The following is a 13371-nucleotide window of genomic DNA, read 5'->3' as shown; positions in this document are numbered from 1 at the left end:
TGTCAATCCGTCTTGATGGCAGAAGCGATGCTGTCCAGTACCGGCTGGATTTCTGCGTGCTTCAATTTGAGCGAGGCCTGATTGACCACCAGACGCGAACTGATGTCCATAATTTCCTCCATAGCCACCAGACCATTCGCCTTGAGCGTGCTGCCGCTACTCACCAGATCGACAATTACGTCGGCAAGCTTGACCAGCGGTGCCAGCTCCATCGAGCCGTACAGCTTGATGAGGTCCACATGCACGCCTTTGGCAGCGAAATATTCGCGTGCGGTTTTCAGGTATTTGGTGGCTACACGCAGACGCGCCCCCTGGTGCACAGCTTGTTCATAATCGAAAGCCGGATGGGCAGCCACCATCATCTTGCAACGCGCAATATTCAGGTCCAGCGGCTGATACATACCTTCACCACCATGTTCGATCAATACATCCTTGCCTGCCACGCCCAGGTCGGCTGCACCATATTGCACATACGTCGGTACATCGGTGGCGCGAATGATGATGAGGCGTACTTCCGGCCGATTGGTGGCAATAATCAGTTTGCGCGACTTTTCCGGATCTTCACGCGGCGTGATGCCGGCAGCTTCGAGCAGCGGCAAGGTTTCCTGAAAGATGCGGCCTTTGGACAGAGCGATGGTAATCATGAATACCTCAGGTCATTTTACGCGGCGAATGCGCGCGCCCAATTGGGCGAACTTTTCCTCGATGCATTCATAGCCGCGGTCGATATGATAAATACGTTCAATGGTAGTTTCACCCTCGGCAATCAGTGCCGCCAGCACCAATGACGCCGAAGCACGCAGATCGGTCGCCATGACCACTGCGCCTTCCAGCCTGTCTACACCGCGCACCAGGGCAGTGTTGCCTTCTACGGTGATATCGGCACCCAGGCGCTGCATCTCCTGAACATGCATGAAGCGGTTCTCGAAAATGGTTTCGGTAACCGTGCCGACGCCTTCCGCAATGCAATTGAGTGCCATGAACTGCGCCTGCATATCGGTGGGAAATGCGGGATAAGGTGCCGTTTTGAGATTCACTGCCTTGGGGCGATTATGCATTTCCAGGCCGATCCAATCGTGACCGACATCGATATTAGCACCGGATTCACGCAATTTGTCCAGTACCGACTCGATGATATCGGCGCGAGTATTCAGCACTCGAATCTGTCCCCGGGTAATGGCGGCCGCCACCAGATAAGTCCCGGTTTCGATGCGATCCGGCATGATCCTATGCGTCGCGCCATGTAACTTGTCCACCCCCTCAATCACGATGACATCACTACCGCCACCTTCGATTTTGGCACCCATCGCAATCAGGCAATTGGCCAGATCCACCACTTCGGGTTCGCGCGCTGCATTTTCCAGAATGGTCGTGCCATCGGCCAAGGTAGCAGCCATCATCAGATTCTCGGTACCGGTCACGGTCACGGTATCCATGAAAATGCGCGCACCTTTCAGGCGGCTTGATTTAGCGTGAATATAACCATGTTCAATGTGTATTTCCGCTCCCATTGCCTGCAATCCCTTGATATGCAGGTCAACCGGGCGCGAACCGATGGCGCAGCCACCGGGCAGCGACACCCTGGCTTCTCCATAGCGCGCCAGCATGGGGCCCAGTACCAGAATCGAAGCGCGCATGGTTTTAACCAGCTCATACGGTGCCTCCAATTTGTCCAGGTGCACAGCCTGCAACTCCACACCTCCCTGATCATCCAGTGATACCTGCATGCCGAGATGACCAAGCAGCGTCAGGCTGGTGCTGATGTCCTTGAGTTTGGGCAGGTTTTCCAGGCGCACCGTATCGGCGCTGAGCAAACCCGCGCAAAGAATCGGCAGCGCTGCATTTTTGGCACCGGAAATACGCACTTCTCCGGATAGGCGCACACCACCCTGTATTGCCAGTTTATCCATCAGCTATTCCCTGCCGCCCACTCCTCAGGGGTCAGTGTTTTCATGGAAAGCGCATGAATTTCGGCTTTCATGCGGTCGCCCAGCGCACGGTAAACAATCTGGTGCTGTTGCACGCGGTTTTTGCCTCGAAACTCTGCACTGACGATAACGGCTTCAAAGTGTTGACCATCACCCGCCACGCGCACGAGTTCGCAAGGCATGCCCTGCTCGATATATTGCTGAATGTTTTCAGGAGTAACCATAATAAGTTTAATGGCGGAGCTTATATCCGCTTTTGAGCAAAATCAGAGTGAGTGCGGATAATGCCACAAAGCACACCCCTACGACCAGCAAACTCAATTGCGGCGCGACGTCGGCGACACCAAAAAAACCGTAGCGAAAGCCGTCGATCATGTAAAAAATCGGGTTAAAACGCGATACGTCCTGCCAGAATGGCGGTAGCGAGTGGATTGAATAAAACACGCCTGAGAGAAACGTCAACGGCATGATGATGAAATTCTGGAACGCGGCCAGTTGATCGAATTTTTCAGCCCAGATGCCGGCAATAATCCCCAACGCGCCCAGGATGCCGGTGCCCAGAAACGCAAATACAATCAACCATAATGGATGTTGAATGGAAAGCTGTGTAAACACCAGCGTCACCACAAATACGCCCAAACCCACCACCACACCGCGTGCCACCGAAGCAAGCAGATAGGCTGCAAAGAATTCCAGATAAGATAACGGAGGCAACAACATGAATACGATATTACCGGTAATCTTGGACTGGATCAGACTCGAGGAACTGTTGGCAAAAGCATTCTGCAGCATCGACATCATGACCAGGCCAGGTACCAGAAATGCAGTGTAGCGAACACCCGGATAAACCTGCACATGCGCTTCCAGCACGTGTGAAAAAATCAGCAAATAGAGCAGCGCGGTAATGACCGGTGCCAATACCGTCTGGAACGATACTTTCCAGAAACGCAGCAATTCCTTGTAAAGTAATGTGTAGAAACCGATCATCACGACGCCCCCATGATGCGGACGAAAACGTCTTCCAGGTCAGGTTGGGTGAGTTCCATCTCCTGGATACAGACGCCCGCTTCGCGCAACTGTATCAGCACGCCCTCCATATCCGCGTAATGATCCAGCGCCAGCACACACAAACCATCGGCGTGACTGACCACACGCGAGACCAGTCCGTCCGGCAGCACATCCGGCGTAATCCGCAGACACAAATGGCGTTCGGCAATGCTTTTGAGCAGGTTGGCGGTACTGTCCAGTGCGACGACACGCCCCTGTTTGAGCATGGCAACACGATGGCACAGTGCTTGCGCTTCTTCCAGATAATGGGTGGTGAGTACGATGGTGTGACCATCTTCATTGAGCTTGCGGATAAAGGACCACAGCGACTGGCGCAATTCCACGTCCACCCCGGCGGTCGGCTCATCCAGAATGATCACCGGCGGTTTGTGCACCAGCGCCTGGGCTACCAGTACGCGCCGTTTCATTCCGCCGGACAGGGTGCGCATATTGCGATCGGCCTTGTCGAGCAAATCGAGATTGGCCATGATCTCGTCGATCCAGTCGTCATTGTGGCGCAAACCGAAATAACCGGACTGGATACGCAGCCCTTCGCGCACGGTGAAAAAAGGATCGTAGACCAGTTCCTGCGGCACGACGCCCAGTGCCTTGCGCGTCGCCCGGTAATCGCTCACCACATCATGCCCCATGACCGCAGCGCTACCGCTACTGGCACGGGCGAGCCCGGCCAGGATACTTATCAGCGTGGTTTTACCCGCTCCATTGGGGCCCAGCAAGGCAAAAAACTCTCCTTGCTGAACCTCCATATCCACGCCTTGCAGGGCACGCAGGCTCCCGAAATGCTTGTGTAACTGGCGAACCAGAATTGCCGGAGTAGCACCCATCTATTGCGGTATCAGATCCAGCACGCCGTATAGCGTGGCCAAACCTCTCAGATTAGCGGGAAGGTTGATACAGCGTAGTGTAAATCCGGCCTGCTCCGCTTCGCGTCTGGATTCAATAATCAGCGCGAGTACGCTCGAATCGACCTCATGTACCTGATGAAAATCGATGATGCGCGCCCCTTGCCTGATCGCATCAGCGGTCGCTTTGAGTACACGTGTAACGGTCGGAATGGTCACGACTGCATCAAGGACGCAGATCGCGTTTTCAGCACCAGTCATTTATGCGTACTATGCGATTTTTTGACTACTCCAGGCTCTGTTTTGTCCTGCTGACGACTCGCATCCTGCTGATTGCGGCTGGCCAGCGTATGAATCAGGCCATCTATACCCGACTGGCGGATTTCCGTGCCAAATGAACTCCGGTAGTTGGTCACCAGGCTGACACCATCAATGACCACATCATAGACTTTCCAGCCGAAGGAGGTTTTTTCCATGCTGTAATCAATCGGGATAGGCTGCGCACCTGGCTGCTTTACCTGTGTTTGCACCGTTACGTCAGTCGCATCCGGCGCCATTCTGAATGGCTTGTATTCGATCACCTGATTATTGAAGGCAGTCAGCGAACTGGCGTAGGTACGTACCAGCAAAGTGCGGAACTCCTGGATCAGGGACTGACGCTGGGCGGGCGTGGCACGCGACCAATATTTGCCGACCGCAAGCATGGTCATATGGTTGAAGTCAAAATTGGGCAATATTTTGGCATCAACCAGCTTGTATATCTTTTGCGTATCACCCGCCTGGATGTCCTTGTCCTGTTTAAGAATGGCGACCACTTCCTGGGTGGTGGTCTTGACCAGCACATCGGGTGCGACATCAACTGCCAAAGCCTGTCCATGGGCCGCTATTAGCAGGCTCAGAGCAGCCAGACTTCCCAGCAGCCATTTCTCTATCTGCGTAAATGATTTCAATATCAGCTCATGTGTCATGGTTCAGTTGGCCTCTGGATTGGTTTTACTCAAGTTCACCGGCAGCGCGGTACATCTGGGCAACATTCATGTTGTAATCGTTTACCGTACGCAAATATTCCGCCTGAGTCAGCGCATAGGTTTTAAGGGCATCAGCTACCTTATTGGCGGGTTCCAGGCCGGCATTGAAATCGGCCAGCGCGGAAATCATCCAGCGCCGTGCGGCGGCGGCACCTTCTGCCAGATACTGCAATCCCGCATAGTCCGCATGAACATGCTGATACGCTTCGGATACCTGGAAGGGAATGCCGGCCTGAGCGTACTGGTTTTTATAATTGAGCGCTTCCAGCTCCGCCTGCTCGCCCGCCACTTTGGCATCGGCCAAATCAAATTCCATATCCCATTTCACCCCCACTACCGGCGTCGCGCCAACGCTGTTAAATGGATCATAGACGTAGGGATTGTTCAGCCGGTCGCGCCGCGATGCGTAATTGGCGGTACCCACAATTCCCGCATAAACGTTCGGATATTTGTCGGATTTTTTTGCTGCTACCAGCGCCCGGCGGGCACGCAACCCGGCTTCCAGCTGGGTCATTTCCGGGCGATCCTGCAACGCTTTTGACTGTAATTCGGCCAGACCATCCTTGGGTAAGGCGACCGGTGTCAGGCTATCATCGGCCACCTGCAGATCGGCATCCATCCCCACCCCGGTGAGCACCTTCAAACCATTCAGGCTGATTTTTTCGATGGCTTTGGCCTGGCTCAGGTATTTCCCCAAGAGACCACGCGCCGCCTGCATCGCATACAAATCCGATTGTTTGGATTCGCCATTGTCATCCTTTAGGTTGCGGCTCACCCGGTTCAGTGCATCCTCCAGCCGGCTCTGCACATCTTCCAGAAAACGGCGTGTGTCGCGCGCCGTCAAATAACCGTAATAGGCGCGCTTGACGTCCATTACCGTGTCCGCCTTGCTGATACGCACATCACCGCGTTTGACATCGATATTACCCTGCGCGGCCTCGCTGTAATGCCTGATTTTCCCGAATGTAAACAGTGGCTTGATCAAGGCGACCTGTAGCGAGGTCCAGTCCGACAACCCGCCCGGAAACGGTCCATCAGTACGGGGCGTTGTACCCGAAGTGGCGCCACCCTGATAAAAACCACCACTTACCGCAGGTGCCAGCCCCACAAATAAATTGGCGTTCAAGCGCCAGCCATCCTTGGCTTGGGCCTCTTCCAGCAGCGCCCGCGCCGATTCCACCAGTTGTTCGCGTTCCTTGACCCGCGGATCAGCGTGCAGGCCCATTTGCACAGCCTGCTGCAGATTTACGGTTTGCGCAAAAGCGGCGGCTGGAATTACCAGCGCCAGCAACAGGAAACAATTTGATAACACACTTATTTTTTTCTTTTTCATTGCTGAATTCCTTGTTTTTCAGACGTACCCGTCGAGGCGGGTGTCGATGATCTATCCGAACCACCGGCAGCCTTGCTATAGAGAAACTGGCTGATCAGATTCTCCAATACCACCGCAGACTGGGTAATCCGGATTTTATCGCCACTGGCGAGTTTTTTTTCACTACCACCAGCATCCAGGCCAATATATTGCTCCCCCAGCAAGCCCGAGGTCAAAATCGCTGCGATAGTATCCTGGGGGAAAGAATAACGCTTATCCAGGCTCAAGGTGACCGTTGCTTCATAAGTCTTGTCGTTAAAGGCGATCCGGCTTACCCGCCCAACCACTACCCCTGCGCTTTTTACAGCCGCACGAGGTTTGAGCCCGCCAATATTGTCGAACTCAGCTGTCACTGTGTAGGCGTCAGACATATTAAAGCCGCTCATGTTCCCTACCTTGAATGCCAGTACCAGCAAGGCGGCCAGCCCCGCTGCCACAAATACGCCCACCCACAAATCGAGTGCCGTTCTATCCATTTACCTATGCCCCTTTAAACATGAATGCGGTAAGTATGAAATCCAGCGCCAGAATCGCCAACGCGGAAGTCACCACGGTACGTGTGGTTGCGCGTGACACACCTTCTGCCGTCGGCGTCGCATCATAGCCTTCAAACAATGCGATTGCCGTCACCGCAAAACCGAATACACCGCTTTTGATCACGCCGTTAATCACATCATGGCGAACATCCACCGCCGCTTGCATTTGTGACCAGAAGGAGCCGTCATCTACGCCAATCAGCACCACGCCAACCACATAACCGCCAAAAATACCCATCACCGAAAAAATAGCCGCCAATAATGGCATGGAAATTACGCCACCCCAGAAACGCGGAGCCACGATACGAGCAATCGGATCTATCGCCATCATTTCCAGCGCCTTTAGTTGCTCGGTGGTTTTCATCAGGCCAATTTCAGCAGTGATTGCCGAACCGGCGCGGCTGGCAAACAATAACGCGGCGACGACAGGCCCCAATTCGCGTACCAGGGACAATGCCACCAGCACGCCCAGAGACTGCTCGGCTCCGTATATTTTAAGGGTTTCATAACCCTGCAGGCCCAGCACCATGCCGACGAATAATCCCGAAACCACAATGATAATCAGTGACAACACGCCGCTGGAATAAATTTCACGGATCACCAGGCTGAATCGTGTCAGGCTGGTCCCTGAGCGCAGCAATGTGAGCGCCATGAAACGAGCCGCGTAGCCCAAACGCCAGATACTATCGATTACGCGCCGTCCTATGGCCGAAAAAAACACGCCAATACCTGTCATTTGCGCACCCCCAGTCCGAGATCCTGCGCATAATCCGATGCCGGGTAGTGAAAGGGGACCGGGCCATCCTCCTCTCCGTGCACAAACTGATGTACAAACGGCAGGCCGGAGGCATGGATTTGCGCGGGCGTGCCTTCTGCCTCGACCACCCCATCCGATACAAAATAAACGTAGTCAACAATTTCCAATGATTTCTGTACGTCGTGTGTGACCACAATCGAGGTCAGCCCCAGCGTATCTGTCAGCCTGCGGATCAGATTACCGACTTGGCCCAGCGAAATCGGATCCAGCCCGGTAAACGGCTCGTCATACATGATCAGCATTGGGTCCAGCGCCACCGCCCGTGCCAATGCTACGCGCCGTGCCATGCCGCCGGACAATTCTGCCGGCATGAGCTGACTGGCACCGCGCAGACCCACGGCATGCAATTTCATCAGGACCAGATCGCGAATGACGGACTCTGGCAGATCAGTATGCTCGCGCATCTGGAAAGCCACATTCTCGAACACGCTCAAATCGGTAAACAGCGCACCGAACTGAAACAACATCCCCATTTTACGCCGTAATTGGAATAATCCCTGATGGTCAAGCTGGTGCACATTCTGCCCATCTACCAGCACCTCCCCACCGGCGGGGCGCAATTGGCCGCCGATAAGGCGCAATAACGTTGTTTTGCCCGACCCGCTGCCACCCATGATGGCGATCACTTTGCCACGCGGCGCGGTCAGATTGATCCCTTTCAGAATCGAACGTTTGCCATAAGCGAAGGAAAGATTACGAATTTCGACCAGATTATCTGTCGACACGGATACGCCTTAAATTTGAGTTGATCGGATTTTATAACGAGTGGCTGACACGAACAATTTAATAACCGAGGATTTCCAGCAAAACCATCGCTTGTTGTAAATCCGCTACAGAATGTGCGGAGCTAACCAGATAGCATGACGTTCCCGGGGTTTGTAAGCGCTGCTGAATCTGTGCAGACAAGAGACGCCAATCCGGCACATCGGGCAGCCACAGGCAGGATGCCCGCAATGCAACCGTGGTATCCGCCAAGCCGGTACGGGGTGCCAATATAGCCAATCGCGCATGATCACTCTCGTCTAAACTCGCCGGGATTTCCAGCACAAAACGAAAACGCGGCAAGGTATCCACGACCCACTGCTTCAACGTAGCCTCGGTCTGTTGCGCCCAGGCCGGATAATCAAGATAGCAGCAGGTAAAAAAATTATTGTAGTAAGTCAGCCGCCAGTCTGCCGGAAGGTCTTGTGGATAAAAACTGCCCAGCCAGTCTTCGTGTTCCCAGCCGCGCGCACCTACGTAACACGGATAACTTGGCGAATTTGTCATGATGCTGGCATTATAACAGCCCCTTGAGACCCGCTCCGTCCATGCAATTCGATCTGTTTTACGAGATTTCCCAGCCGCCCCATCTGGCACGCAGCGAAGCGCAGGCCTATGCCGACACTTTGGCCGAAATCGAACTGGGCGACAGTCTGGGTTTCGGCTGCGCATGGCTGGTAGAGCATCATTTCATGCGCGGCTATTCGCATAGTTCCAAGCCGGATCTGGTGCTGGCTGCAGCCAGCCAGCGTACCCGGCGTATCCGCCTGGGTTTGAGTGTCGTACCGCTGCCCTACCATCATCCGGTACATGTTGCCGAGCGTGCCGCCACGCTCGACATCCTCACCGGCGGGCGGTTGGAATTAGGTATCGGGCGCGGCTTTTCACCGCACGAGTATGGTGTGTTCGGCGCGGCCATGAGCGACAGTCGCAGCCGTACAGCCGAGTCGCTGGCGATCCTGCGCGCGTCATTCCTGCGTCGCCCTGTCACCTTTCATGGCGAGCATTATGCTCTGGACGCACTGGATATCCTGCCACACCCGCTGCAATCACCGCACCCCCCGCTGTGGACCGCAGCGGTGAGTCCGGATACTTTCGTCTGGGCGGCACAGCAACAGCTCGGCATGCTGGCCGGCCCGTTCAAGCCATGGTTGATGGTAAAGCATGATATTCGCAACTATCTGGACAGCGCAGCAACCGTACCGGCACCACGTGCCGGCATGACCGTCGGCATTTTCTGCCTGCCCGACGGCAAGCGCGCCCGCGAACTCGCCAAACCGGCGCTGACATGGTTTTACAATGCACTCTTCGCGACCACGCTGCCGGTGCTGGAAAAACTCTATCCCAGCTACGAACATTTTCACGATCTGGGGCGCTTTCGCAGCCTGATCAAGCTCGGCATCAATCTGAAGCTGCTGGAAACATTCGGCATGGCAGTCGTCGGCACGCCCGCGGAATGTATCGAGAAACTGCAAAAATACCGTGAGGCCGGGGTGACCAATCTGCTCTGTGCAGTGGGTGCCGGCGCGCTCCCGACCGAAGTCATCCAGGAATCCATGCGTTGCATTGCGGAAGACGTCATGCCGGCTTTTCAGGCCTGAAACGATGCGCATATTCGTGAGTGGCAGCGCCAGCCACCTTGCCCGCGCCCTGTTACCGCGCCTGTGCGATGACCCGGCAATCGAATCGGTGCTGGGGCTGGATATAAAACCGGGATGGTTTGAGCACCCAAAATACCGCCATATCCAGGCAGATCTGCGCGACGCCAATCTCGGCCCGCTACTACTAGGCTGCAACGGACTGGTACACCTGGCATTTGTGGTGCTGCGCGGCAAAACGCCGGTGCACATGATGCGCGCGATCAATCTGGAAGCCTCGCAGCATTTGATTGAAATGGCCCATTCAGCGGGTATCGAACGGCAGGTGCACCTGTCCAGCGCAGCCGTGTATGGCGGCGGCATGCGCATCGATGAAACTGCACCACTCAGACCCATTCCCGGCTTTCTGTATGGCGAGCACAAAGCCGAACTGGAGCATTGGCTCACCGCCCACTATCCGGATGTAGTACGGTTGCGTCCCCATATCATCCTCGGCCCTCATGCCCAGCCGCTTTTGAATACTCTGCTACACCAGCCATTTTATGTGCGCCTTCCCGATCCGCAGCCTTTACTGCAATGTGTGCATGAAGATGATGTGGCTGCCGCCATTGTATTGGCGCTCAAGCAACCGGCAACCGGCGCTTACAACCTGGCTGCAGACGACAGTTTCAGTTTTCGCGATGCGATCCGTACACGCCATCGCATGGCGGTACCCATTGCGCCGAAATTAGCTGGCGCGGCACTTAAACTGGTGTGGGGAATGACGGGTGCGGGGGGCGAACCCGGGTGGATGGCGGGCGTGCACCAGAGCCTGACCTTGAACTGCAGCCGCGCGCTGGATGAACTCGGCTGGCGCCCACTACATACCAGCGGGGATATGTTGATGCGCTGAACTATTCGCGCCGCCAGGTGGTGCCTTGCGCACCATCTTCCAGCACGATCCCGGCATCCATCAATTGTTTGCGAATCCGGTCGCCCTCGGCAAAATTCTTCGACTTGCGCGCTGTCGCCCGGTCAATAATCAACTGATCTATCTGCTGCGCTGAATAAACGCTGTTGCTCAACGACTGCAGGTAAGCCGCAGGATCGTTCTGCAGCAAACCCAGCACGCCACCCAGCGCGCGTAACAACGCAGCATCCTGAATCGAACGCGATCTATTGGTCTCGCCTGCCAGTTCAAACAATACCGCCATGGCCTCGGCAGTATTAAAATCGTCATCCATGGCGGCCTTGAAACGCGCCGCGTACGGATTCATCCAATCTATCCGGATATCTTGGAACGGCATATCGCGCAACGCCGTATATAAACGAGTCAAGGCCTGCCTGGCGTCATCCAGATGCAGGTCGGAATAATTCAACTGGCTACGATAATGTGCGCGCAGGATAAAGAAGCGTATCGTTTCGGCGTCATAACGTGCCAACACTTCCCGGATCGTGAAAAAATTGCCCAGCGATTTGGACATTTTTTCGTTATCCACACGCACAAAGCCATTGTGCATCCAGTAGTTCACAAAGGAGCAGTTATGGGCGCCTTCGGACTGGGCGATTTCATTTTCGTGATGCGGAAACTGCAGATCCTGACCACCGCCGTGAATATCGAAATGCGCGCCAAAGTAATGTTCTCCCATCGCCGAACATTCTATATGCCAGCCTGGACGCCCTGCTCCCCAGGGTGATTCCCATGCCGGCTCGCCTGCCTTGGCCGATTTCCACAATACGAAATCGAGCGGATCGCGCTTGTTCCGATCCACTTCGACCCGCTCCCCCGCACGCAACTCATCCAGCGATTTGCCCGACAACTTTCCGTAACCGGGAAAAGCATGCACGGCATAATACACATCGCCATTGGCCGCCGGATAGGCCAAACCTCGCTCGATCAAGGTTTCGATCATTTGCAGCATGGGCGCGACAAAATCAGTAGCGCGTGGCTCGTGGGTGGGTGGCAGTACACCCAGCGCGGCAGCATCCTCATTCATCGCGGCGATGAAGCGCGTGGTAAGATCGTTGATCGATTCCCTGTTCTCGGCGGCACGCTTGATGATTTTGTCGTCGATATCGGTCACATTCCGCACATATTCGACCGCGTAGCCAGACGCGCGCAGCCAGCGCGTTACCATATCAAAGACCACCAGCACGCGTCCGTGGCCCAAATGGCAATAGTCATACACCGTCATGCCGCACACATACATGCGTACCTGGCCTGGGGTGATCGGAACAAAGGCCTGCTTTTCTCGGCCGAGGGAATTATAGATGGTCAGCATGATATAGATTGCGAATGAAATATAGCGAAGATTTTGAAGCCACGGGAGTTCTTGCTAGAATTAGCCTCCTCTGGAATCGCGGCCAACCGAGTATATCATAATGAAATCCATTCCGATTTTTGTACTTTTGATTGCCTTATTTACCCCATTCTCCCCACAGGCGAGTGCGGTCCCCGCACCTGAAGTGCAAGCGATCAGCAACCTGATGAAGCAGGGCCATCTGGACACCGCCCTTGACCGTGCCAACGCCTACATTGAAAAAAATCCGCAAGATGCGCAAACCCGTTTTATGAAAGGCCTGATCCTGACTGAGCAGAACAAAAATGCCGAAGCCATTAAAACATTCACGGCGCTCACCAAGGATTTTCCAGGATTGCCCGAACCTTACAATAATCTGGCCGTACTTTATGCCGCACAGGGCAAGTATGACGAGGCCAAAAACGCCTTGCAAATGGCCATTCGCACCAACCCAAGCTATGCCACCGCCCAGGAAAATCTGGGCGACATATATGCCAAAATGGCTTCCGCTGCCTACGACAAGGCATTGCAGCTTGATACTCACAATACTTCCGCGCAAACCAAATTATCGATGATTCGCGAGTTATTCAGCAACAACGGCAAACCTGTGCTGGTTGCCAAGGTGAGCGATGACAAGAAGAAAAATCCTGTCGTAGAAACACCCGCACCCAAACCCAGTGCGGCGGCCAAACCTGTTGCACCACCTGCCATCAAGGCAGAGACCGCGCCCAAATCACCCGAAAAAGAACAAGCTGAGGCACCCAAGGAAAATCCGGACATTGCCGCTGTCACCGCTACGGTTGATGCCTGGGCGAAAGCCTGGTCACGACGCGATATAAACACCTATCTGGCCGCCTATTCCCCAAAATTCAAACCTTCGGGTAATGAATCACATGCAGCCTGGGAAAAAAGCCGGCGCGAACGGGTGACCACACCAAAGAAAATCGCTGTGGAAATAACAAATTTGCAGATTAAAGAGCTTGGCGCCAAGCATTATCAGGCCAGTTTCCGGCAAAGCTATCGCTCCGACAGCTTCTCTTCCAGCACCCATAAGGTGCTGGAATTGGTGAAGTCAGGGCACAGCTGGCTGATCACCGAAGAGCGTAACCGCTGAAACCTACCCCATCTGATTTCAAACGCG

General features: G+C 54.7%; 16 protein-coding genes. 3 read left to right on the top strand and 13 right to left on the bottom strand.

Features of this window, described 5'->3' with window-relative positions:
* Positions 1-2: 2 nt before the first annotated feature.
* Genes hisG through ACYCZJ_RS10960 form a run of 12 tightly spaced genes read right to left on the bottom strand, consistent with a single transcriptional unit; the run spans position 3 to position 8860 of the window.
* On the bottom strand, positions 3-644 hold the full coding sequence (gene hisG / locus ACYCZJ_RS11015) for an ATP phosphoribosyltransferase (protein ID WP_461554272.1): 642 nt from the start codon (positions 642-644) through the stop codon (positions 3-5).
* A gap of 12 nt (positions 645-656) precedes the next feature.
* Entirely contained in the window at positions 657-1910 is a 1254-nt protein-coding gene (gene murA, locus ACYCZJ_RS11010) for a UDP-N-acetylglucosamine 1-carboxyvinyltransferase (RefSeq protein ID WP_461554271.1), read from the bottom strand.
* Positions 1910-2152 (bottom strand): BolA family protein, encoded by a 243-nt coding sequence (locus ACYCZJ_RS11005; protein WP_461554270.1) that lies wholly within the window; start codon positions 2150-2152, stop codon positions 1910-1912. Before ACYCZJ_RS11005 ends, murA begins: the two co-directional genes overlap by 1 nt.
* A gap of 7 nt (positions 2153-2159) precedes the next feature.
* Positions 2160-2915 (bottom strand): ABC transporter permease, encoded by a 756-nt coding sequence (locus tag ACYCZJ_RS11000; protein ID WP_461554307.1) that lies wholly within the window; start codon positions 2913-2915, stop codon positions 2160-2162.
* Complete coding sequence (locus ACYCZJ_RS10995; RefSeq protein ID WP_461554269.1) at positions 2915-3820, bottom strand: ABC transporter ATP-binding protein; 906 nt, start codon at positions 3818-3820, stop codon at positions 2915-2917. Before ACYCZJ_RS10995 ends, ACYCZJ_RS11000 begins: the two co-directional genes overlap by 1 nt.
* Positions 3821-4099 carry an STAS domain-containing protein gene (locus ACYCZJ_RS10990; protein ID WP_461554268.1) on the bottom strand — a complete coding sequence of 93 codons (279 nt, stop codon included), beginning with the start codon at positions 4097-4099 and terminating at the stop codon, positions 3821-3823.
* On the bottom strand, positions 4096-4788 hold the full coding sequence (locus ACYCZJ_RS10985) for an MlaC/ttg2D family ABC transporter substrate-binding protein (protein ID WP_461554267.1): 693 nt from the start codon (positions 4786-4788) through the stop codon (positions 4096-4098). The genes ACYCZJ_RS10990 and ACYCZJ_RS10985 overlap by 4 nt, the downstream gene beginning before the upstream one ends.
* 43 nt (positions 4789-4831) lie before the next feature.
* Positions 4832-6199 carry a TolC family protein gene (locus ACYCZJ_RS10980; protein WP_461554266.1) on the bottom strand — a complete coding sequence of 456 codons (1368 nt, stop codon included), beginning with the start codon at positions 6197-6199 and terminating at the stop codon, positions 4832-4834.
* Positions 6196-6714, bottom strand: a complete 519-nt coding sequence (gene mlaD, locus ACYCZJ_RS10975) for an outer membrane lipid asymmetry maintenance protein MlaD (protein ID WP_461554265.1) — start codon at positions 6712-6714, stop codon at positions 6196-6198. The genes ACYCZJ_RS10980 and mlaD overlap by 4 nt, the downstream gene beginning before the upstream one ends.
* 4 nt (positions 6715-6718) lie before the next feature.
* Positions 6719-7510, bottom strand: coding sequence for a lipid asymmetry maintenance ABC transporter permease subunit MlaE (gene mlaE / locus ACYCZJ_RS10970; protein WP_461554264.1), 792 nt, complete (start codon positions 7508-7510; stop codon positions 6719-6721).
* Entirely contained in the window at positions 7507-8316 is an 810-nt protein-coding gene (locus tag ACYCZJ_RS10965; RefSeq protein ID WP_461554263.1) for an ABC transporter ATP-binding protein, read from the bottom strand. Before ACYCZJ_RS10965 ends, mlaE begins: the two co-directional genes overlap by 4 nt.
* Positions 8317-8374: 58 nt before the next feature.
* Positions 8375-8860, bottom strand: a complete 486-nt coding sequence (locus ACYCZJ_RS10960; RefSeq protein WP_461554262.1) for a hypothetical protein — start codon at positions 8858-8860, stop codon at positions 8375-8377.
* A 41-nt stretch (positions 8861-8901) separates the two neighbouring features.
* Between ACYCZJ_RS10960 and ACYCZJ_RS10955 the strand changes: the two genes are divergently transcribed.
* Together ACYCZJ_RS10955 and ACYCZJ_RS10950 are read left to right on the top strand one after the other, a co-directional pair.
* Positions 8902-9954, top strand: a complete 1053-nt coding sequence (locus tag ACYCZJ_RS10955) for an LLM class flavin-dependent oxidoreductase (RefSeq protein WP_461554261.1) — start codon at positions 8902-8904, stop codon at positions 9952-9954.
* 4 nt (positions 9955-9958) lie between these two features.
* The gene (locus ACYCZJ_RS10950; RefSeq protein WP_461554260.1) at positions 9959-10843 is read left to right on the top strand and encodes an NAD-dependent epimerase/dehydratase family protein; all 885 of its coding nucleotides are present in this window, start codon (positions 9959-9961) and stop codon (positions 10841-10843) included.
* A 1-nt stretch (position 10844) separates the two neighbouring features.
* Here the strand turns inward: ACYCZJ_RS10950 and cysS are convergent, their stop codons facing one another.
* Entirely contained in the window at positions 10845-12212 is a 1368-nt protein-coding gene (gene cysS, locus ACYCZJ_RS10945; protein ID WP_461554259.1) for a cysteine--tRNA ligase, read from the bottom strand.
* Between the two features lie 100 nt (positions 12213-12312).
* Here cysS and ACYCZJ_RS10940 point away from each other — a divergent pair, with 100 nt between their 5' ends.
* On the top strand, positions 12313-13344 hold the full coding sequence (locus ACYCZJ_RS10940) for a L,D-transpeptidase Cds6 family protein (RefSeq protein WP_461554258.1): 1032 nt from the start codon (positions 12313-12315) through the stop codon (positions 13342-13344).
* Positions 13345-13371: the final 27 nt, after the last annotated feature.

It is taken from the genome of Sulfuriferula sp., from assembly GCF_054605375.1.
The sequence above is the reverse complement of the archived record's forward strand: the minus strand, read 5'-3'. Positions and strand labels throughout refer to the sequence as shown.

Bases quoted from the DNA above. Each gene is read 5' to 3' on its own strand.
- hisG (WP_461554272.1), bottom strand. From the start codon at position 644: ATGATTACCATCGCTCTGTCCAAAGGCCGCATCTTTCAGGAAACCTTG.
- murA (WP_461554271.1), bottom strand. From the start codon at position 1,910: ATGGATAAACTGGCAATACAGGGTGGTGTGCGCCTATCCGGAGAAGTG.
- ACYCZJ_RS11005 (WP_461554270.1), bottom strand. From the start codon at position 2,152: ATGGTTACTCCTGAAAACATTCAGCAATATATCGAGCAGGGCATGCCT.
- ACYCZJ_RS11000 (WP_461554307.1), bottom strand. From the start codon at position 2,915: ATGATCGGTTTCTACACATTACTTTACAAGGAATTGCTGCGTTTCTGG.
- ACYCZJ_RS10995 (WP_461554269.1), bottom strand. From the start codon at position 3,820: ATGGGTGCTACTCCGGCAATTCTGGTTCGCCAGTTACACAAGCATTTC.
- ACYCZJ_RS10990 (WP_461554268.1), bottom strand. From the start codon at position 4,099: ATGACTGGTGCTGAAAACGCGATCTGCGTCCTTGATGCAGTCGTGACC.
- ACYCZJ_RS10980 (WP_461554266.1), bottom strand. From the start codon at position 6,199: ATGAAAAAGAAAAAAATAAGTGTGTTATCAAATTGTTTCCTGTTGCTG.
- mlaD (WP_461554265.1), bottom strand. From the start codon at position 6,714: ATGGATAGAACGGCACTCGATTTGTGGGTGGGCGTATTTGTGGCAGCG.
- mlaE (WP_461554264.1), bottom strand. From the start codon at position 7,510: ATGACAGGTATTGGCGTGTTTTTTTCGGCCATAGGACGGCGCGTAATC.
- ACYCZJ_RS10960 (WP_461554262.1), bottom strand. From the start codon at position 8,860: ATGACAAATTCGCCAAGTTATCCGTGTTACGTAGGTGCGCGCGGCTGG.
- ACYCZJ_RS10955 (WP_461554261.1), top strand. From the start codon at position 8,902: ATGCAATTCGATCTGTTTTACGAGATTTCCCAGCCGCCCCATCTGGCA.
- ACYCZJ_RS10950 (WP_461554260.1), top strand. From the start codon at position 9,959: ATGCGCATATTCGTGAGTGGCAGCGCCAGCCACCTTGCCCGCGCCCTG.
- cysS (WP_461554259.1), bottom strand. From the start codon at position 12,212: ATGCTGACCATCTATAATTCCCTCGGCCGAGAAAAGCAGGCCTTTGTT.
- ACYCZJ_RS10940 (WP_461554258.1), top strand. From the start codon at position 12,313: ATGAAATCCATTCCGATTTTTGTACTTTTGATTGCCTTATTTACCCCA.